Origin of the sequence: Alloyangia pacifica (assembly GCF_020524285.1) — a bacterium.
In the GTDB taxonomy this organism is placed as follows: Bacteria; Pseudomonadota; Alphaproteobacteria; order Rhodobacterales; family Rhodobacteraceae; genus Salipiger; species Salipiger pacificus_B.
Map to the genome: position 1 here is coordinate 349,585 of NZ_JAIVKX010000003.1, position 19,321 is coordinate 368,905.

17 protein-coding genes are annotated in these 19,321 nt (G+C 68.7%); 3 read left to right on the forward strand and 14 right to left on the reverse strand.

The features are described from left to right. The 9 genes from LC039_RS05780 to LC039_RS05820 form a co-directional block, all read right to left on the reverse strand. Entirely contained in the window at positions 1-2,022 is a 2,022-nt protein-coding gene (locus LC039_RS05780) for a M3 family metallopeptidase (protein ID WP_226622109.1), read from the reverse strand. Positions 2,023-2,168: 146 nt separating this feature from the next. Next, positions 2,169-2,954 (reverse strand): amino acid ABC transporter permease, encoded by a 786-nt coding sequence (locus LC039_RS05785; RefSeq protein WP_226622111.1) that lies wholly within the window; start codon positions 2,952-2,954, stop codon positions 2,169-2,171. A 28-nt stretch (positions 2,955-2,982) separates the two neighbouring features. Next, a complete protein-coding gene (locus LC039_RS05790) occupies positions 2,983-3,738 on the reverse strand; it encodes a transporter substrate-binding domain-containing protein (RefSeq protein WP_226622391.1) in 756 nt (251 codons plus the stop codon). 139 nt (positions 3,739-3,877) lie between these two features. Further along, positions 3,878-4,933 carry a HesA/MoeB/ThiF family protein gene (locus LC039_RS05795; RefSeq protein ID WP_226622113.1) on the reverse strand — a complete coding sequence of 352 codons (1,056 nt, stop codon included), beginning with the start codon at positions 4,931-4,933 and terminating at the stop codon, positions 3,878-3,880. After that, entirely contained in the window at positions 4,933-5,370 is a 438-nt protein-coding gene (gene dut, locus LC039_RS05800) for a dUTP diphosphatase (RefSeq protein WP_226622115.1), read from the reverse strand. The genes LC039_RS05795 and dut overlap by 1 nt, the downstream gene beginning before the upstream one ends. A gap of 89 nt (positions 5,371-5,459) precedes the next feature. Then, positions 5,460-6,656 (reverse strand): bifunctional phosphopantothenoylcysteine decarboxylase/phosphopantothenate--cysteine ligase CoaBC, encoded by a 1,197-nt coding sequence (gene coaBC, locus LC039_RS05805; RefSeq protein WP_226622392.1) that lies wholly within the window; start codon positions 6,654-6,656, stop codon positions 5,460-5,462. A gap of 129 nt (positions 6,657-6,785) precedes the next feature. Beyond that, positions 6,786-7,631: a ChaN family lipoprotein gene (locus LC039_RS05810; RefSeq protein WP_226622116.1), complete on the reverse strand. Its 846-nt coding sequence runs from the start codon at positions 7,629-7,631 to the stop codon at positions 6,786-6,788. After that, positions 7,628-8,509: an RNA polymerase factor sigma-32 gene (locus LC039_RS05815; protein ID WP_226622118.1), complete on the reverse strand. Its 882-nt coding sequence runs from the start codon at positions 8,507-8,509 to the stop codon at positions 7,628-7,630. Before LC039_RS05815 ends, LC039_RS05810 begins: the two co-directional genes overlap by 4 nt. A 340-nt stretch (positions 8,510-8,849) precedes the next feature. Then, the gene (locus LC039_RS05820) at positions 8,850-9,347 is read right to left on the reverse strand and encodes a GNAT family N-acetyltransferase (protein ID WP_226622120.1); all 498 of its coding nucleotides are present in this window, start codon (positions 9,345-9,347) and stop codon (positions 8,850-8,852) included. Positions 9,348-9,536: 189 nt separating this feature from the next. On the opposite strand from LC039_RS05820, the gene LC039_RS05825 reads away from it, so the two are divergent. Continuing rightward, positions 9,537-11,051 carry a YifB family Mg chelatase-like AAA ATPase gene (locus LC039_RS05825; RefSeq protein ID WP_226622122.1) on the forward strand — a complete coding sequence of 505 codons (1,515 nt, stop codon included), beginning with the start codon at positions 9,537-9,539 and terminating at the stop codon, positions 11,049-11,051. Here the strand turns inward: LC039_RS05825 and LC039_RS05830 are convergent. From LC039_RS05830 to rsmI, 4 genes are all read right to left on the reverse strand, one after another. Next, complete coding sequence (locus LC039_RS05830) at positions 11,021-11,920, reverse strand: alpha/beta hydrolase (RefSeq protein WP_226622123.1); 900 nt, start codon at positions 11,918-11,920, stop codon at positions 11,021-11,023. The two genes, LC039_RS05825 and LC039_RS05830, sit on opposite strands and share 31 nt — an antisense overlap. A gap of 22 nt (positions 11,921-11,942) precedes the next feature. Continuing rightward, a complete protein-coding gene (gene gshB / locus LC039_RS05835; RefSeq protein WP_226622125.1) occupies positions 11,943-12,878 on the reverse strand; it encodes a glutathione synthase in 936 nt (311 codons plus the stop codon). An 81-nt stretch (positions 12,879-12,959) separates the two neighbouring features. Then, entirely contained in the window at positions 12,960-13,355 is a 396-nt protein-coding gene (locus LC039_RS05840; protein WP_226622394.1) for a YraN family protein, read from the reverse strand. A 189-nt stretch (positions 13,356-13,544) separates the two neighbouring features. Then, positions 13,545-14,408, reverse strand: coding sequence for a 16S rRNA (cytidine(1402)-2'-O)-methyltransferase (rsmI, locus tag LC039_RS05845; protein ID WP_226622127.1), 864 nt, complete (start codon positions 14,406-14,408; stop codon positions 13,545-13,547). Positions 14,409-14,498: 90 nt separating this feature from the next. Here rsmI and LC039_RS05850 point away from each other — a divergent pair, with 90 nt between their 5' ends. Both LC039_RS05850 and LC039_RS05855 read left to right on the forward strand, forming a co-directional pair. Further along, entirely contained in the window at positions 14,499-15,689 is a 1,191-nt protein-coding gene (locus tag LC039_RS05850) for a penicillin-binding protein activator (protein WP_226622128.1), read from the forward strand. Beyond that, positions 15,649-18,447, forward strand: coding sequence for a [protein-PII] uridylyltransferase (locus LC039_RS05855; protein ID WP_226622130.1), 2,799 nt, complete (start codon positions 15,649-15,651; stop codon positions 18,445-18,447). Before LC039_RS05850 ends, LC039_RS05855 begins: the two co-directional genes overlap by 41 nt. Positions 18,448-18,680: 233 nt before the next feature. Here the strand turns inward: LC039_RS05855 and LC039_RS05860 are convergent, their stop codons facing one another. Further along, on the reverse strand, positions 18,681-18,887 hold the full coding sequence (locus tag LC039_RS05860) for a cold-shock protein (protein ID WP_066102486.1): 207 nt from the start codon (positions 18,885-18,887) through the stop codon (positions 18,681-18,683). Between the last annotated feature and the right edge of the window lie 434 nt (positions 18,888-19,321).

The following is a 19,321-nucleotide window of genomic DNA, read 5'->3' on the forward strand; positions in this document are numbered from 1 at the left end:
TCAGGCCGCCAGCCCGCGCCCCTTGAGCAGCGCCTCGACGCCCGGCATGCGGCCACGGAAGGCGGTGTAGAGCTCTTCGGCCTCGACCGAGCCGCCCTTCGACAGGATGAACTTCTCGAGCTTCGACGCGGTGGCAGGGTCGAAGGCCCCGCCCGCCTCCTCGAAGGCGGCAAAGGCATCGGCGTCCATCACCTCGGACCACATGTAGCTGTAATAGCCCGACGAATAGCCGTCGCCCGCGAAGACATGGGCGAAATGCGGCGTTGCGTGGCGCATGGGGATAGCCGAGGGCATGCCGATCTCGGCCAGCACCTCGGCCTGTTTCGCCATCGGGTCATCGCTGGAAACGCCGCTGTGGAACTCCAGGTCGACCAGCGCCGAGGCCACGTATTCCACCGTCTGGAAGCCCATGTCGAAGGTCGCCGCCGCCAGCACCTTGTTCAGCAGCGCCTCGGGCATGGCCTCGCCGGTCTCGGCGTGGGTGGCGAACTCCGCCAGCACCTCGGGCACCTCCAGCCAGTGCTCGTAGAGCTGGCTCGGCAGCTCCACGAAATCGCGCGCCACCGAGGTGCCCGAGACCGAGCCGAACTCCACGTCCGAGAGCATCTGGTGCAGCGCGTGGCCGAACTCGTGGAACAGCGTGCGCGCATCGTCGTAGGAGAGCAGCGCCGGCTTGCCCTTCGGCGGCTTGGCGAAGTTGCAGACGTTGATGACGATGGGAGCCTTCTCAACCGGCCGCTTGGCCTGGCTCTGCATCGCCGAGCACCAGGCGCCGGAACGCTTCGAGGCGCGGGCGAAGTAGTCGCCGATGAAGACCGCCAGATGCGTGCCGTTCCGCGTCACTTCCCAGGCCCTGCAATCGGGGTGGTAGAGCGGCTGATCCAGCTCGCGGAACTCCAGCCCGAACAGGCGATTGGAGCAGGTGAAGGCCGCCTCGATCATCCGCTCGAGCTGCAGGTAGGGCTTCAGCTCGGCCTCATCGAGGTCGTGCAGCGCCTTGCGACGCTTCTCGGCATAGTAGCGCCAGTCCCAGGCGCGGAAGTCGTCGTTGATCCCGTCGGCGCGCAGCATCTCCTCCATCTGCGCCTGGTCGGCCATGGCAGCGGCGCGGGCCGGCGCCCAGACCTGCATCAGCAGCTCGCGGACCCGATCGGGCGTGCCCGCCATCTCGGTCTCGAGCTTGAAGGTGGCGAAATCGGGGTAGCCGAGCAATGCCGCCCGCTCTTCGCGCAGCCCGAGGATCTCCGCCGCGATGCCACGGTTGTCGGTCTCGCCGCCGTTCTCGCCGCGCGAGGTCCAGGCGCGCCAGGCCTTTTCGCGCAGGTCGCGCCGGGGAGAAAACTGCAGGAAGGGCACGATCAGCGAGCGCGAGAGGGTGACCACGGGCCCGTCATGCCCTCCGGCCTCCCCCGCCGAGCGGGCGCCGTCGACCACGAAACCGGGCAGCCCCTCTAGGTCCGCCTCGGAGAGCGGCATGACCCAATCGGCCTCGTCCTTCAGCAGGTTCTGGGTGAACTGCGTACCCAGCACGGCGAGGCGCGACTTCACCGCCGTCATGCGCTCGGCTTCCTCGCCGGTCAGCGCCGCGCCCGCCCGCACGGAGCCGCGGTGGGTCAGCATGAGCACCCGCGCTTCCTCCTCCGACAGGCCGAGCGCATCGCGCCGCTCCCAGAGATCGCGCACCCGCGCAAAGAGCCTCTCGTTGGAGTAGATCGCCGAGCTATGCGCCGCGAGCTTCGGCGAGAACTCCCGCTGCAGCGCCTGCCGGGCCGGATTGCTGTCGGCGCCGGCCACCGAGAAGAACACCGACAATACCTTGTCGAGCGCCTCGCCCGCGCCCTCCATCGCCTCGATCGTATTGGCGAAGCTGGGTGCCTCGGGGCTGTCGGCGATCGCCTCGATCTCGGCCAGATGCGCCGCCAGCGCCACCTCGAAGGCCGGGGCGAAATCTTCGTCGGAAATGCGGTCGAAGGGGGCGAGGCCGAAGGGCCTGTTCCACTCGGCAAGCAACGGGTTGGTCATGTGCAGACTCCTTTTGCAGGCAAGGTAGGACTCCGCCGCTCCGCCCGCAATGGGCCTCGGGGCCGCCACCGCGCGTGCCGCCCCGGTCTTCGTCCAGATGAAGATATCCCCGCCGGAGGCTCCCGCCCCCACCACGCGCACCGCCCTCAGGGCCTGTTGCGCAACCGCGCCTCGAGCCGCCGCAGCAGCAGCGACAGGGTGATGGTCATGGTCAGGTAAATCAGCGCCACCACGTTGTAGGTCTCGAAGTAGCGGAAGTTGCCCGCCGCGGTGACCTTGCCGAGCTGCGTCACGTCGAGCACTCCCAGCACCGAGACCAGCGAGCTGTCCTTCACCATGGCGACAAAATCATTGCCGAGCGGCGGCAGAATGGTGCGGATCGCCTGCGGCAGGACGATCAGCCGAAACACCTGGAAGCGGCTCAGACCCAGCGCCTCGGCGGCCTCGATCTGGCCCTCGTCCACCGACAGCAGACCGGCGCGGAAGACCTCGGCGATGAAGGCCGAGTAGCCGATGGTCAGCGCCAGGATCGCCCGCCAGAGCAGCGAGAAATCCCGCACCCGGATCGGCTCGATCCCAAGCTGCGCAGCGAGCCAGTTCCAGCCCGCCACGATGCCCGGTGCCAGCACGAAGGCGACGTAGAGCAGCAGCACGAGGATCGGAATGCCGCGCAGGATCTCCGTGTAGAAGCGGGCGATCTGCCGCAGGACCAGGCTGCGCGACAGCGACATGAGCGCCACGCCCATGCCGATCAGAGTGGCCAGCGCGAAGCCCACCAAGGTGACGAAGACGGTGATCTGCACGCCTTTGAGCAGGGTGCGCAGCACCTGCGCCTGCACCTCGTCGGTCAGCACCGCGCCGTAGGCCATGAGCCCGAGCACCCCGGTGGCGACGAGCCACCAGGGGAAGTCTTTCTTGGTCTGCGGTTTCATGCGGTCCCGGCAGAAGGTTTCGAAAGGCTCATTCGCCCATCTTGTAGTCGAGGAACCATGTCTTGTTCAGCGCGTCCAGCGTGCCGTCGGCGGACATCGCCGCGATCGCCGCGTTGACCGGCGCCACGAGGTCCGAGCCCTTGGGGAAGATGAAGCCGAAGTCTTCCGAGCCGAGCTTCTCGCCGACGATCTTCAGCGCCCCGTCCGAGGAGGCCACGTAGCCCTCGCCCGCGGTGCCGTCGGTCAGCACGAGGTCGATGTCACCCACGCGCAGTGCCTGCACGCTGGCGCCGAACGTCTCGAAGAGGGTGATGCGCGGGGTCTGCTCGTTGCCGTCCAGCACATCGTAGACGCCGACGTAGAAGGGCGTCGTGCCGGGCTGGGCGCCCATCAGCAGGTCCTCGTCGGCGGCGAAGGAGGCGGCATCGTCGAAGCGGTCCTCGTCGCCGCGCACCAGCATGACCATTTCCGAGCGCATGTAGGGGGCGGAGAAGTCGACCATCTCGGCGCGGTCCTCGCGGATGGTGATGCCGGTCATGCCGATGTCGAACTGCCCCTCGCTCACCGCCGGAATCATCGCGTCCCACGAGATGTTCTCGTAGCTGACCGTCATGTTCAGCCGCTCGGCGATCTCGGCCATGGCGTCGTATTCCCATCCGATCGCCTCGCCGCTCGTCGGATCGACGAACTGCAGCGGCGGGTAGGCGTTCTCGGTGACCACCACGACCTCGCGCCCCTGCAGATCGGGCAGGTCCTGCGCCAGAAGCGGGGTGGCGGCGAGCATCGCGGCGGTGACCGTCGGGGCGGCGGCCGCAAGAACACGGGGCTTGAACATCAGGAAACCTCTCCGGAATTTCGTTGTGGCGCCAGTATGGCGAGGCGCAGGCACTTGGCAAGCGCGGGCTGGGCCGGGCGCCGCGGGGTCAAGCGGCAGTGCCGCAGACCGGGCAGTCATCCTTGCGTTTGAGGGTGATCTTGCGGGTCTCGCCCCAGAGCGCGTCGTAGATCAGCATCTCGCCCAGCAGCGGCTGGCCCGCCCCGGCGATCAGCTTCACCGCCTCGACCGCCATCATCGCGCCGACGACGCCGGGCAGCGGGCCGAGCACCCCCGCCTGCGCGCAGCTCGGCGCCAGCCCCGGCGCCGCGGCAACCGGGAAGAGGCACTGGTAGCACGGCGTGCCCCGCGCCGGATCGAAGACCGAAACCTGCCCCTCCCACTGGCTCAGAGCGCCCGAGACCAGTGGCTTGCCCTGCGCCACCGCCACGCGGTTGACGAGGTAGCGAGTATCGGTGTCGTCGGTGCCGTCGAGGATCAGGTCGTACTCGGCGATCAGCTCCTCGGCGATCTCGGGCGCCATCCGGCGATGGTAGGGCTTTACCGTGACGTAGGGGTTCTGCGCCTCCATCGCGGCCTGCGCCGAGAAGACCTTGGGCATGCCGATGCGCGCGTCCGTATGGATCACCTGCCGCTGCAGATTGGCGTTCTCCACCACGTCGTCGTCGATCACCCCGAGGGTGCCCACGCCCGCCGCGGCGAGGTATTGCAGCGCAGGCGCGCCAAGCCCGCCGGCGCCGATTACCAGCACCTTCGCGCCCCGCAGCTTCTTCTGCCCCGGCCCGCCCAGCTCGCGCAGGACGATGTGACGGGCATAGCGTTCGAGTTCGCTGTCGGACATGCGGCCGGGCCGCGCGGGCACTTCGGCGGCCCGCGCCGCCTCCCCCGCCTGCGCCCGCGCCTTCACCCGGCGCAGCACCAGCGCATAGGCCAGCGCCAGCGCCACGAAGCCGCCGAGGATCAGCCAGAGCGCCGGGCTGCCGCCGGTGACCTGCCGCAGACCGTGCCCCTCGGGCAGGGCGACCTGGATCATCAGCACGATCACGTAGAGCAGCCCCAGCAGGTAGTGCCGCGCCGCCCTGGAGGCCCCGAGCAGATGCCCAAGCCCCCAGATCGCCGCAGCAAGAGCCAGGACCAGCAGCATCAGCGCGTGCCCGTCGAGCCGAAGCCCCCCTCGCCGCGCACCGTTTCCGGCAGGGTCTCGACCAGTTCGAAGGCACTCTGCACCACGGGCGCGACGATCATCTGCGCAATGCGCTCGCCGTGGGCCACGGTGAAGCTCTCCTGCCCGGCGTTCATCACGATCACCCCGAGCGGGCCGCGATAGTCTGAATCGATGGTGCCGGGCGTGTTCGGCAGGGTGATGCCGTGCTTCAGCGCCAGCCCCGAGCGCGGCCGGATCTGCACTTCAAAGCCCTCGGGGATCGCCATGCGAAGACCCGTGGGGATCAGCGCCCGCGCACCCGGCGCCAGTTCGACCGCGCCCCGGTCGGGGAAGTTCGCCCGCAGGTCCGCCCCCGCCGCCCCGGCGCTCGCATAATGCGGCAGCCCCAGCTCCCGGTCCGCACCTTCGTCCCACATCATCGCCACAGAAACCACGGCTCGTCCTTTCCTTGTCGCGCGCCGTGCCTCAGCGGACCGGCGCTGTCATCTGAGAGTGAATGTCCCGATCAGCCGCCAAGCGCCACGGCGATGCGCTCCGCCAGTTGCGCGGCGACCGCCCGTTTGCCCATGCGCGGCCACTCTTCGGCGCCGCCGTCCGAGATCAGCACCACGGCGTTCTCGCTGCCGCCCATGATGCCGGTCGCGGGCGAGACGTCATTGGCGACGATCCAGTCGCAGCCCTTGCGCGCCCGTTTGGCGGTGGCGTTTTCGACCACGTCGTCCGTCTCGGCGGCAAAGCCCACCACGAGACCCGGCCGCCCCTCGGCCATCTGCGCAACCTCGGCGAGGATGTCGGGGTTCTCGGCGAACTCCAGCGTCGGCAGTTTGCCCGCCTGCTTCTTGATCTTCGAGCCATTCTCGGCGGCCATGCGCCAATCGGCGACGGCGGCGGCAAAGACCGCCGCCTCGGCCGGCAGCGCGGCCAGCACGGCGGCGCGCATCTCGCGCGCGGTCTCGACCTCGATCACCTCGACGCCCGTGGGGCGCGGCGCATCGGCGGGGCCGGTGACAAAGACCACCTCCGCCCCGAGATCGCGCAGCGCCTCGGCAATCGCCGTCCCCTGCGCCCCGGAGGAGCGGTTGGCGATGTAGCGCACCGGGTCGATGGGTTCATGGGTGGGGCCCGAGGTGACCAGCACCCGCCGCCCCTTGAGCGGCCCGTCCGCCAGCGCCACCTCGATGGCCGCGAGGATCTCCATCGGCTCGGCCAGCCGCCCGGGCCCGAACTCGCCGCAGGCCATGTCGCCGTCGTTGGGGCCGACCACCCGCACGCCGTCGCCCTCCAGAGTCGCAAGGTTCCGCTGCGTGGCGGGGTGCTGCCACATGCGCACGTTCATCGCGGGGGCAATCAGCACCGGCGTGTCGGTGGCCAGGAGCAGCGTCGAGGCCAGATCGCCGGCCATCCCTTGCGCCATCTTCGCCATGAGGTCCGCCGTCGCCGGGGAGACCACCACCAGGTCGGCGACGCGGCTGAGCTGGATGTGGCCCATCTCGGCTTCCTTGGTCAGGTCGAAGAGATCTCGGTGCACCTCTTCGCCTGCCAGTGCCGAGACCGAGAGCGGCGTAACGAATTCATCCGCCGCGCGGGTCATCACCGGGGTCACCGCGGCGCCGCGCTCGCGCAGCCGCCGGATCAGCTCCAGCGACTTATAGGCCGCGATGCCGCCGCCGATGATCAGAAGTATCCGCTTGCCGGAAAGCATGGTGCCGCGCCCCTCGCCCATCGGGGCCGCCTGCCCCGCCTTCGGCCCCAAGTGTTAGAGGCCGCGCCGGGAAAACTCAATCCGCCCTGCCACGTCGCGGGTACCGGATTGCGGCACGCCCTCAGTTGCTCAGTTGCTCTGCGGCATCGCGAAATCCTCGCAGGGGTCGTCGCGCTCGGCGGCGGGGCTTTGCTCGACCAGGTCGAAGCCGCCGTCAGGTGCGCCCTGCCCGGCCTCGCCGTCTGCGGTCTCGCCCTGTCCCAGCGCCGCCACCGACACTTCGCCCGCCGCCCGCACCAACAGCGCCGGAGCGCCCCAGTCCTTGCGCGCGTGGCCGTTGCCGGTGATCACCACCACCGGCCCGCCCAGATCGGCATAGGCTTCGAGCGCGGTCTCCGCCAGCCGCGCATCGCGCAGGCGCTGGATGCCCACCATGGTCGGCAGCATCTCGAGCGGCAGCGCGTTGCAATGGGCCGCCATCTGCAGTTGCTGGCGCGCCGCGTCCTCCTCGGGATCGAGCGGCTCGTCGAGGCCGTAGAACCCCGCGCTGGGGCCGAACACCTTGCCCAGGTCGCCCTCGCCAAGCGCCCGGGCCTCCTCGCGCGGCAGCTCCGCGCCATAGATCCTGGCCTCCGGGGCCGCCGCGAAGATCGGGTAGTACATCGAGAAATCAGGCCAACCGCTGTCGTTCCAGCCAAGCGCCGCCTCCAACGCCGCCTCGTCGTCGATCAGCTCTGGCGTCACCTGCGCCGCCTGCGCGGGGGAGAGCATCTCGAAGACCAGCGCCACCGGCGCAATCTGCGCCACCAGTTCGGCCTGCCGCGCGTGGTGGGCGGGGTTGTCGTGGACTTCCCCGAGAAACGCCACATCCGCCCCCATGAGGGCGGATATGCCATCCTGCGGAGAGACAGGATTTTGCTGCGCCGCCACGGGCGCAGCGAGAGAGATCAGGGTCAGGGCAAGGGCTCGCATCATGCGAGGAAGTGTTGCACCTCGGTCGACTGCGCTTCAAGCGACTTGCGCATCTTGGCGAAGGCCGCCGCCTCAAGCTGGCGCACCCGCTCCTTCGACAAACCCAGTTCCTGGCCAAGGCTTTCCAGCGTCCGGGTCTCGTCGCGCAGCTTGCGCTCGCGGACGATGAACCTTTCGCGATCATTCAGCGAGGTCATCGCCGACACCAGCCATTCACGGAGCTGGGCATTGTCGAGCTTGCCTTCGACGAGCATCGAGCTCTGCTCGCCCTCGTCTTCCAGCGTGTCGATCCATTCGCGCCCGTCCTCGTCGGTGCTCTGCGTCGCATTGAGCGAGTAGTCGGAGCCCGAGAGTCGCCCCTCCATCATCTCGACATCGTGCAGCGGCACACCGATCTCGGTGGCGATCATCTCGCGCAGCACGTTGCGGTTCAGCACCTCGCCGCGCGACGACGCCTCGCGCTCGAGCCGGGCCTGGACGCGGCGCATGTTGAAGAACAGCGATTTCTGGGAAGAGGTCGAGCCGGTGCGCACCATCGACCAGTTGCGCATCACGTAGTCTTGGATCGAGGCCTTGATCCACCACACGGCGTAGGTCGAGAAGCGCACGCCGCGATCGGGGTCGAACTTGTCGGCGGCCTTCATCAGGCCGAGCCCCGCTTCCTGAACGAGATCGTTCATCGGGGCCCCGTAGCGCTTGAACTTTGCGGCCATGGAAATCGCCAGGCGCATATAGGCGTTGATGAGCCGGTGCAGGGCTTGCTCGTCGCGCTGGTCGCGCCACGCGTAGGCCAGTTGCAGCTCGGTTTCCGCATCGAGCAGCTCCGCCTTCATGGCGCGGCGCGAGAGGGTCTGATCGTTGAAAGTCGAGTCCAAAGCCATGCGTGGCCCCCGTTGCCTGGGCCGGGCGCGCCGGCCTCGTTACTCTTTGGTATAGTAACGACGCGTCACGCGATTTGGTTTCCGAGAAATTTGCACAAGCGAAGATCCGCGCCCCTCGGAACTCGTCCGAAGAGGTCGTTTTCGACAACAGCGGCCTGGTCCTGACCCTGTCTCGACGCGCGACAGCCGTGGCCATCCACCCCACAAGCCGCTGACTCCGAAGCCTTTACCTCCTTGCGGCCCCGAAATCCCGCGCTCGTCCTGCCTGCGAGTTTTGGATCTAGAGCGTTACAAAAGTTTTTCATCAGCTCGCGCGTGGATGCCTGCCCGTGCAGGCGGATCACCGCCCGAGCACCCTAGATGAGGCGGTCTCGAGGCGGAACTTCAGGAAGCGCGCGCCGGCGTAATCCACCTCGCCCACCCGCTGCGCCCCCAGCCGGGCAAGCGGCCCGAGGTGGCGCCGGGACGGCGGCAACAGGAAGGTCACGAAGGGAATGCGCGGATCACGCCGCGCGAAGTCGAGCGCCTCGCGCGCGATCTGCAGGCCCAGACCGAAACACTCGGGCCGCAGCACCAGCCCGAAGTCCCACTCCTCGCCCTCGCGCTGGAAGCCGCCCCAGCCGAGATAATCGCCATCCCCGAGAAAGGCCCAGTGGCCAAGCCCGTCGCGCTGCCAGCAGGTCTCCTTGGCCGCCACGAAGGCCTGCGCCGCCGCGATGTCCCACGGCCCCTGCAGCAGGGGCATGTGTTCGCCGACCCGCGGGTCGGACATGTGCCGGGCAATGCGCTCCGGGTCGATCGCGGTGAGGCGGACAAAGGTGATCGCGGGACGGGGCATGTCCTCTCCTTTGGCGTGGCGTCCGGCATGACGGCATCGCCCGTGCGGCGGGTCAAGCGCCGCAGCGGCTTTCGAGCAGGCGCACGCGGCTCCTCGCCGATTAACCCTTTATCAAGAGCCACCGGGCATCCTGCGCTCAAGAAAAGCGAAAACGGTCCAGAACGGTCCGGACAGGGGGACACGCGGCAAATGGGGGCCTGCGCCTATACCGTCGCCTTCGACGGGGTCGAGGCGCGCCTTGTCGAGGTGCAATGCGCCGTCACCCCCGGCGTGCCCGGCTTCGCCGTGGTCGGCCTGCCGGACAAGGCGGTCTCGGAGGCGCGCGAACGCATCCGCGCGGCGCTGCAGGCGCTGGCCATCGCCCTGCCGTCGAAGCGCATCACGGTGAACCTCTCGCCCGCCGACCTGCCCAAGGAGGGCTCGCATTTCGATCTGCCCATCGCGCTCGGCCTGCTGGCCGCGCTCGAAGTGATCCCGGCGGACACGGTGGCGGAAACCGTGGCGCTCGGCGAGCTGACCCTCGACGGCGCGCTGGTTGCCGTGCCCGGCGCACTGCCTGCCGCGCTCACCGCCGCCGCCGAATCGCGTTGCCTGCTCTGCCCCGCCAGTTGCGGTCCCGAGGCCGCCTGGGTCGAGGCCTGCCGCGTCCTCGCCGCCCGCGACCTGACCGAGGCGATCCGACATTTCACCGGGGCCGGCCCGCTCGAGCCCGCACGGCCCGGCCCGGCAGACCGCGCGCCGCAAGCCCCCGACCTGCGCGATGTCACCGGGCAGGAACGCGCCAAGCGCGCCCTGGAGATCGCCGCGGCGGGGCGGCATCACCTGCTGTTCACCGGCCCGCCCGGCACCGGCAAATCGATGCTCGCCCGCCGCCTGCCGGGTCTCATGCCACCGCTGGGCGCCTCCGAGGCGTTGGAGACGGCGATGATCCGCTCCCTCGCGGGCGAGCTCGCCGAGGGGCGGCTGTCTATGGTCCGGCCCTTCCAGCAGCCACACCACACCGCCTCCATGGCGGCGCTCACCGGCGGCGGGCGCAGCGCACGGCCTGGGCAGATCAGCCTCGCACACAATGGCGTGCTCTTCATGGATGAGCTGCCCGAGTTCCCCCGCAACGTGCTCGACAGCCTGCGCCAGCCGCTCGAAAGCGGCGAGATCACAGTCAGCCGCGCCAGCGCGCACGTTACCTACCCCTGCCGCTTCCTGCTGGTCGCCGCCGCGAACCCCTGCAAGTGCGGCATGGCCGGCGATCCCGCCCGCGCCTGCTCGCGCGCACCGATCTGTGCCGAGGATTACCTCGGGCGCATTTCCGGCCCGCTCATGGATCGTTTCGACCTGCGCCTCGAGGTCCCGCCCGTGACGCTCGAGGAAATGTCGCTGCCGCCCTCGGGCGAGGATAGCGCCAGCATTGCCACCCGCGTCGCCGCGGCCCGGGCCCTCCAGACGGCGCGCTACGCGCGGCACCCGTCGATCCGCACCAATGCCGACGTCGACGGCCGGCTGCTCGACGAGATCGCCACGCCCGATGCGGAGGGTCGCGCCCTGCTGCTGCGCGCCGCCGACCGCTTCGGGCTGTCGATGCGGGGCTATCACCGGGTGCTGCGGGTCGCCCGCACGCTGGCCGATCTCGCCGGGGAGGAAGAGCTGCGCCGTCCCCAGATCGCCGAGGCGCTGAGCTACCGGCTGGTCTCCCGCAGCACCGCCTGAACGAAGCGCCCGGCCCGGCGTAACGTGGCGCGCGCCTCGGGGATCCAGCCATCGAAGACCGGCCAGGCATGCGGCGCCCGCGGGTGAGTCTCGACCTCGACCCGGGCCCCTGCGGCCCGCAGGCGCGCTGCCATGCGCGCCCCGTCATCGCAGAGGATCTCGCTGTCCGACCAGCACAGGCGCACGGGTGGGCAGTCCGGATAGGCGCCATAGAGCGGCGACAGGCGCGGATCGTCGCGCGCCGCCCGGCCCGCCACGACCTCCACCAGTTCCGAGATACGCCCCACCGGAAGGAAGGGATCGGCGCGTGCATTGCGGCGCAAGCTTTCCCCGTGCATCGCGAGGTCGGTCCACGGCGAAAAGACCACCGCCCCCGCCGGCGCCTCGCCCCGCGCGCAGAGCACCGACAGCAGCGACAGCGCCAGCCCGCCGCCCGCCGAGTCTCCGGCCAGCACCACCTGCTCCGGCGCGTAGCCGAGCCCCCGAAGCCGACCCCAGCCGGCCGCGACCGCCTCGAAGGCTGCCGGAAAGGGCGCCTCCTGCGCCAGCGGGTAGTCGGGCGCGCAGACCTCGGTGCCCGAAAGTAGCGATAACCGCCCCATCACCCCCTGGTGCGTGCGCGGGCTGCCCGAGATGTAGCCGCCGCCATGGATGTAGAAGATCACCCGCCGCGGGGCACAGGGCCCGGCGCTGATCCAATGCAGCCCGCCGGGCCGCCGTAGGTGCAGCAGGTGGATCGGCTGACGCATGAAGAGCGGCGCGTGCTGCGCGAGATCCCGCGCCGCCGCCTCGGGCCCCGGGGTGCGGGCAAGCCGCGGCTTGGCCAGACACCGCAGCCCGGCATTGAGCGCCGCCAGCTGCCAGCTCACCCCGCGCCGCCCCCGCCCGGGCTCAGGCCAGCTTGGCCTCGATCGCGCCCCAGATCTTTGCCGCGACATTGATCCCGTCGAAGCGTTCAAGTTCCTGGATCCCGGTCGGCGAGGTCACATTGATCTCGGTGAGCCAGTCACCGATCACGTCGATGCCGACGAAGATCTGCCCCTTTTCCTTCAGCACCGGGCCGATGGTGGCGCAGATCTCGCGGTCACGCTCGGTCAGCTCGACCTCCTCGGGACGGCCACCCACGTGCATGTTCGAGCGCACCTCGCCCGCCGCCGGCACGCGGTTGATCGCGCCGACCGGCTCGCCGTCGACGAGGATCACCCGCTTGTCGCCCTTGCTCACCGCGGGCAGGTACTTCTGCACGATCAATGGCTCGCGTGAAAAGCCGGTAAACAGCTCGTGCAGCGAGCCGAGATTGCGGTCGTTCTGATCGAGCCGGAACACGCCCGCGCCGCCATTGCCGTAGAGCGGCTTGAGGATGACGTCGCCATGCCTAGCCTTGAACGCCTTGATGGTCTCGAGGTCGCGCGCGATGGTCGTCGGCGGCGTCAGCTCGGGGAAGTTCAGCACCAGCAGTTTCTCGGGAGAGTTGCGCACCCAGAACGGGTCGTTGACCACCAGCGTGCCCGGAGCGAGCCGATCAAGCAGGTGGGTCGTGGTGATGTAGTGCATGTCGAAGGGCGGATCCTGCCGCAGCCAGACCACGTCAACCTCGGCGAGATCGACCACCTCACGCGGCCCCAGAATCGCCGGCTGCTCCGGCACGCGCTGCACCGTCATCCACTGGCCGCGCGCGGTGATGCGACCTTCCTCGTAGGCAAGATCGTCGGGCCCGTAGTAGAACAGCTCGTGACCGCGCGCCTGCGCCTCTTCCGCGAGGCGAAAAGTGCTGTCTGCGTTAATGTTTACGGACCCGATCGGGTCCATCTGAAAGGCGATCTTCATATCGGTCTCCGCGCGTGGCTTTGGCCATACATGGCGCAGCGGCACGCAAGGCGCAATGGCAGGGGCCCGCCAGCGCAGCGGTTAGGGGCCGAAAGCGTTCTCGATCACCCGGATCATCCCGTGACGATCCATCAACGCCACATCGAAGCGCATGTCGCTGAGTGCGCCGAGCGGCTGAGTGCCGACGAATTCCTCCGCGCTTTTCTGCAGGCGGCGGATCTGCCGCTTGCCCAGATGCTCCAGAGCCTGGTCAAAACTCCAGCTTGCCTTCACCTCGACAAAGGCAAACCCATCACCGTCCCGGAAGATCAGATCGATTTCACCGCTGCGACCGCGCCAGCGCTGCCGGAGCAGCGGGTAACTCCGCCGCTCATAGTCCCGCTTAATCGCATCTTCGGCCGCGAGACCCGCATAGTAGCTCATTTCGCCGCGGGATCGCCGCCGGTGCTGCTCCGCCGCGACCCGGCGCGGCGGCATTGGCGCCCCAACCGGAGCCGCGCGGGAAAAATCGAATTCCATCTGCGTCGGATGTAGCGACATGGCGCCCCTTTCCCGAAACGTTTCGACCCATCTGTGCACGCCCTGTACGCGCGCCCTGTGCGCGCGCATTGCACTGCGCGAAGACCGGGTACTGCGCAAAGACCGGCCCCGCACCGCTTCCCTGCCTCAGCCCCGTTCCTTCGCGAGCTTGAGCGCAAGCTGGTAGACCGGGCGGCGCGCGATGCCGTTGGCCTGTGCCACGTAGTCGGCGGCATCCCGCACCGACATCTCGCCCAACGCCGCCTGCAGTTCCTCTTCTAGGTCAGATTCGCTAATTTTCTCCGAACTTCCCTTGCCGATCAGCACCACGATCTCGCCTTTCGGCGGCGTCTCGGCGTAGACCTCGGCGAGCTCGTCCAGCGTGCCCTCGCGCACCTCCTCGAAGCGCTTGGTCAGCTCCCGGCAGACCGCCGCGCGGCGGTCCCCGCCCAGCGCCGTCGCCGCATCCGCCAGCATCGCGCCCAGCCGCTTCGGCGACTCGTAAAAGGCCAGCGTCGCCGCCTCCTGCTTCAGCGCGGCCAGCGCGTTGCGGCGCGCCCCCTTGGCGTTGGGCAGGAAGCCGGCGAAGAGGAAGCGGTCGGTCGGCAGGCCGGCCAGGGTCAGGGCGGTGACCACCGCCGAGACTCCCGGCGCCGCGGTCACCAGGTGCCCCTCCTCGCGCGCCGCCCGGGCGAGGTCGAACCCCGGGTCCGAGATCATTGGCGTGCCCGCCTCCGAGGCGTAGGCGACGGATTTTCCCTCCGCCAGGAGCGCCATCAGCCGCGGCCGCATCCTCGCGCCATTGTGGTCGTGGTAGGCGAGGCAAGGCCGGTCGCCCAGCGGAATGCCGAGGATTTCCATCAGCCGCTTGAGGCTGCGCGTGTCCTCGGCCGCCAGCACGTCCGCCGCGCGCAGCACGTCGATCGCCCGCAGCGTGATGTCACGTGCGTTTCCGATAGGCGTGGACACCAGGTAGAGCCCCGGCACCAAACCGCTTCTTTCGGGATTCATCACTGGACCCGATCCCCCGCTGTACTATGATTGCTCCCAAATGCTCATGCGGAAGAACCGCTTGGGCGTCAACGAGGGAGCCAGCCACCAATGTTCGCCCTTTTCGCCCGCGCCCGCAAGGCGCTGCGCCCCGCCGCCGTGCTTGCCACCGGCGTCCTGCTTGCCGCCTGCGATGTCTCGACCATGACCGATCTCGGCTCCGCCGGCAGCGGTGGCCCGAGCATCGACCCCGGCCAGACCGTGCGCGTGGCGCTGCTGGTGCCACAATCCGACCCCTCGGCTTCGGCCGTGGCGCGCGACCTCGAGAATGCCGCGCGGCTCGCCATCGCCGATCTCGGCAACGCGCAGATCGACCTTGCGGTCTACGACACCGCCGGCCAGCCCGCCCAGGCCGCGGCCCAGGCGCAGCTCGCGGTCGACGAGGGCGCGCAGATCATCCTCGGCCCGCTGCGCGGCGAGGCCGCCGTCGAAGCCTCGAAGGTGGTCGCCGACGAGGGCGTCAACGTGCTCGCCTTCTCCAACAATGCCTCGATCGCCGGGGGCAACCTGTTCATCCTCGGCCCGACCTTCACCAATACCGCCGACCGCCTCATGGGCTTCGGCACCCGGCGGGGCGTGAACTCCGTCGCCGTGCTCTACTCGCAGGATGTGCCCGGCGAGTTCGGCCGCACCGCGATCAACCAGGCCGCCGCGCGCAACGGCGTGTCGGTGGTGGCCGAGCAGCCCTATGAGCTCAGCGTCGAGGGCGTCACCCGCACCGCGCAATCGATGAGCGGCATTATCGGCAGCAGCGGCGCGCAATCGGTCTTCATCACCTCCGACGCCACCAATGCCGCTATGCCGCTGCTGCTGCAGATCATGCCGGAATCCGGCGTCGACCCGGCGGTGACCCAGTACATCGGCCTGACCCGCTGGGACGTGGCGCCGCAGCTCTTCTCCTACCCCGGCGCGCAGGGCGCGTGGTTCACCATGCCCGACCAGGCGATGCAGCGGAACTTCAACGCCCGCTATCGCGGCGCCTATGGCGCCGAGCCGCACCCGCTGGCCGGTCTCGCCTTCGACGGCGTCGCCGCGGTCGGCGCGCTGGTCGCGCAGGGCCGCAGCGATGCCCTCACCGGCCGCGCCCTGACGCAAGCCGCTGGTTTCCAAGGCACCGGCGGTGTATTCAGGCTGAAATCGGACGGCACCAACGAGCGTGGCCTTGCCGTCGCCACCATCCAGAACAGCCAGGTAACGATTCTTGACCCTGCCCCCTCCAGTTTCTCCGGCGCCGGCTACTGACACCCCTGACATCCTGCCGGACGACCTGATCGCCCCGGCCACGGAGATCTTCGACATCGCCGCGATCCGTGCCCGGGTCTTCGCCGCCCTCCCCGACGAGGGCGGCGAAGGCGCGGTGCGCTCCGCGGTGGTGAAGATCCTGAGCGAAGCCAGCAAGGCCAGCCGCGAGACCATCGCCCGGGAGTTTTCCCGCCAGCCGCACAATGCCTTCCCGGTCACCCATGCCTACACCTGGGTCACCGACGGTCTGGTGCGCATCTGCTTCGACGTCGCCACGCAGCACCTGCACCGCAATCCGAACCCGACCAAGGGCGAGCGGCTCTCGGTGCTCGCCGTCGGCGGCTACGGGCGCGGCGAGATGGCGCCCTTCTCCGACGTCGATCTGCTGTTCCTGACCCCGCACAAGATCACCGCCTGGGCCGAGAGCGTCATCGAGTCGATGCTCTACATGCTCTGGGACCTGAAGCTGAAGGTCGGCCATGCCTCGCGCACGGTGAAGGATTGCCTGCGGCTCGGCGCCGAGGATTTCACCATCCGCACCGCCATGCTCGAGCACCGCTACCTGACCGGCCACAAGCCGCTGGCGGACGAGCTCGAGGACAGGCTCTGGAACGACCTTTTCAAGGGCACCGAGCGCGCCTTCGTCGCGGCCAAGCTCGAGGAGCGCTCCGAGCGGCACCGCAAGCACGGGCTGCGCTACGTGGTCGAGCCCAACGTGAAGGAGGGCAAGGGCGGGCTGCGCGACCTGCAGTCGCTCTACTGGATCACCAAGTATGTCCATCACACCGACGACACCGAGGATCTCGTGCGGCTCGGCGTGTTCCGACCTGAGGAATACCGCACCTTCTACCGCGCCGAGGAATTCCTCTGGGCCACCCGCTGCCACATGCACCTCGCCGCGGGCCGCGCGGTCGAGCAGCTGACCTTCGACATGCAGGTCGAGGTCGCGGACCGCATGGGCTACGCGGACCGCGGCGGGCGGCGCGCGGTGGAATGGTTCATGCAGGACTACTTCCGCCACGCCACCTCGACCGGCGATCTCACCCGCATCTTCCTCACCTCGCTGGAATCCGAGCAGCAGAAGGACGCGCCGCTGCTGCTGCGCATGTTCAAGCGCGGCCCCAACGTGAAGGACGGCTACGAGGTGGTGCACAACCGCCTGGCCATCGTCGATCCGATCGCCTTCCTGTCTGACAAGATCAACCTGCTGCGCTTCTTCGAGGAAGGGCTGCGCACCGGCCTGCTGCTGCACCCCGACGCGATGCGGCTGGTGAAGGCCAACCTGCATCTCATCGACGACGACATGCGGGGCGACCGCGAGGCGCAGCGCATCTTCATGGACCTGCTGCTGAAGCACGGCAACCCCGAGCGTTCGCTGCGGCGGATGAACGAGCTTGGCGTGCTCGCCGCCTTCATCCCCGAGTTCGAGCCGATCGTGGCGATGATGCAGTTCAACATGTACCACAGCTACACGGTGGACGAGCACACCATCCAGTGCATCGGCAACCTGTCGCAGATCGAACATGGCGACCTGACCGAAGATCTGCCCGTCGCTTCCGAGATCCTGCGCGAGGGCGTGAACCGCAAAGTGCTCTACACCGCCCTGCTGCTGCACGACATCGGCAAGGGCCGTGACGAGGACCACGCCGTGCTCGGCGCGCAGATCGCCCGCAAGGTGGCGCCCCGCCTCGGGCTCAGCAAGCAGGAGAGCGCCACGGTCGAATGGCTGGTACGCTACCACCTGCTGATGTCCGACATGGCGCAGAAGCGCGACATCGCCGACCCGCGCACCGTGCGCGACTTCGCCAAGGCGGTGCAGACCCGCGAGCGGCTCGACCTGCTCACCGTGCTCACCGTCTGCGACATCCGCGGCGTCGGCCCGGGTGTGTGGAACAACTGGAAGGCGGCGCTGCTGCGCGCGCTCTACCGCCAGACCCGCCGCGGGCTCGAGGACGGGATGGAGGCGCTCAACCGCGAGAACCGCGGCAACGAGGCCAAGAAGGCGCTGCGCGAGGCGCTCTCGGACTGGGATGCCAAGGCGCTGCGCACCGAGACCGGGCGGCACTACGAATCCTACTGGCAGGGGCTGCATGTCACCGCGCACGAGGTCTTCGCCCGGCTGCTGCGCGACATCCAGGATGACGAGATCAAGATCGACATCCACCCCGACGAGGACCGCGACGCCACCCGCGCCTGCTTTGCGCTGCAAGATCACCCGGGCATTTTCGCCCGGCTCGCCGGTGCGCTCTCGCTGGTCGGAGCCAATGTCGTCGACGCGCGCACCTTCACCTCCAAGGACGGCTATGCAACCGCCGCTTTCTGGATCCAGGACGCCGACGGCTCGCCCTACGAGGAGGCCCGCCTGTCCCGCCTGCGCGACATGATCCGCAAGACGCTGATGGGCGAAGTCCGCCCGCGCGAGGCGATCGAGCAGCGCGGCAAGCTGAAGAAGCGCGAGCAGGCGTTCAAGGTGCCCACCTCGATCAGCTTCGACAACGAAGGTTCGGACATCTACACGATCATCGAGGTCGACACGCGCGATCGTCCCGGCCTGCTCTACGACCTGACGCGGACCCTGTCGGAAAGCCATGTCTACATCGTCTCGGCGGTCATCGCGACCTACGGCGAGCAAGTGGTCGACACCTTCTACGTGAAGGACATGTTCGGGCTGAAGTACTTCACCCCGTCGAAGCAGAAGATGCTGGAACGCAAGCTGCGCGACGCCATCGCGGCGGGGGCGCAGCGGGCGGGGGTGTAAGGTCCGGGCCCGATCCGCCCGGCCTCAAGGCGACGCCGCCGGGCGAGCGGTCGTCCATTGTGGCGCCGTCGGGTCGAGCCCGATGGACACCGCCGTCCCGGTGGGCGGGCGCCCGCCCAGCTCACGTTGCGCCCTAAGCTTCAAAAAGCAGAAGCCTCACAAAGCAAAAGAGCGGACCCAAAGGCCCGCTCTTTCGTGTTTCTCGGCAGGGCCTCAGCCCCGTCAGGATTGGCTTACACCAGTTCCAGGTTAACCGCCGACTCGCGACCGTCACGGCCTGCTTCGATGTCGAACGACACTTTCTGGTTGTCGGCGAGGCCGGTGAGGCCCGAACGCTCAACAGCCGAGATGTGCACGAAAACGTCTTTCGAGCCACCATCGGGTGCGATGAAGCCGAAGCCTTTGGTGGTGTTGAACCACTTGACGGTACCAGTTGCCATGGTTGTATTCCTCTATCTGTGTCGCCCACAAAGCGCAGCGACCTGGCGGCTCAACGTCGAATGCTGAGCCGTGGAGGAATCAGGAAACGAAATTCAGTAGCGGGACGTAAATGCGCCGTTCCGCCGGAAATTGCAACGGCCAATATCGTGTCGACCCCGATAGGCCGTTGCCCGCGCATGCCCTCCCGTCACGCTCCCGCATTGACTTTTGCGCGCTTTCCCCCCATCTAGCTCCTCGTGATCGCCGGTTCCTTACCAGCCCGGGGCCAAACGCCCCGCGCCTGCGATGCCAGATTTCCCGCCGTTGGCACCCTCCCATGGGTCCGGCCTCGCGAAGGAGTTCTTGCGATTACGGCACTCGGGCAATCCGGCCCGTGCGTCCAATCGCAGTCCGCTGCACATCTCCTCCCGCGCAAAGGCGCACATACGGCGAC

Excerpts from the sequence above, each read along its gene's own strand:
- LC039_RS05785 (WP_226622111.1), bottom strand. The coding sequence starts at position 2,954 with ATGAAACCGCAGACCAAGAAAGACTTCCCCTGGTGGCTCGTCGCCACC.
- rsmI (WP_226622127.1), bottom strand. The coding sequence starts at position 14,408 with ATGAATCCCGAAAGAAGCGGTTTGGTGCCGGGGCTCTACCTGGTGTCC.
- LC039_RS05850 (WP_226622128.1), top strand. The coding sequence starts at position 14,499 with ATGTTCGCCCTTTTCGCCCGCGCCCGCAAGGCGCTGCGCCCCGCCGCC.
- LC039_RS05825 (WP_226622122.1), top strand. The coding sequence starts at position 9,537 with ATGGGGGCCTGCGCCTATACCGTCGCCTTCGACGGGGTCGAGGCGCGC.
- LC039_RS05860 (WP_066102486.1), bottom strand. The coding sequence starts at position 18,887 with ATGGCAACTGGTACCGTCAAGTGGTTCAACACCACCAAAGGCTTCGGC.
- gshB (WP_226622125.1), bottom strand. The coding sequence starts at position 12,878 with ATGAAGATCGCCTTTCAGATGGACCCGATCGGGTCCGTAAACATTAAC.
- LC039_RS05810 (WP_226622116.1), bottom strand. The coding sequence starts at position 7,631 with ATGATGCGAGCCCTTGCCCTGACCCTGATCTCTCTCGCTGCGCCCGTG.
- coaBC (WP_226622392.1), bottom strand. The coding sequence starts at position 6,656 with ATGCTTTCCGGCAAGCGGATACTTCTGATCATCGGCGGCGGCATCGCG.
- dut (WP_226622115.1), bottom strand. The coding sequence starts at position 5,370 with ATGTGGGACGAAGGTGCGGACCGGGAGCTGGGGCTGCCGCATTATGCG.
- LC039_RS05780 (WP_226622109.1), bottom strand. The coding sequence starts at position 2,022 with ATGACCAACCCGTTGCTTGCCGAGTGGAACAGGCCCTTCGGCCTCGCC.
- LC039_RS05820 (WP_226622120.1), bottom strand. The coding sequence starts at position 9,347 with ATGCCCCGTCCCGCGATCACCTTTGTCCGCCTCACCGCGATCGACCCG.
- LC039_RS05815 (WP_226622118.1), bottom strand. The coding sequence starts at position 8,509 with ATGGCTTTGGACTCGACTTTCAACGATCAGACCCTCTCGCGCCGCGCC.
- LC039_RS05840 (WP_226622394.1), bottom strand. The coding sequence starts at position 13,355 with ATGCCGCCGCGCCGGGTCGCGGCGGAGCAGCACCGGCGGCGATCCCGC.
- LC039_RS05790 (WP_226622391.1), bottom strand. The coding sequence starts at position 3,738 with ATGCTCGCCGCCACCCCGCTTCTGGCGCAGGACCTGCCCGATCTGCAG.
- LC039_RS05795 (WP_226622113.1), bottom strand. The coding sequence starts at position 4,933 with ATGCTGCTGGTCCTGGCTCTTGCTGCGGCGATCTGGGGGCTTGGGCAT.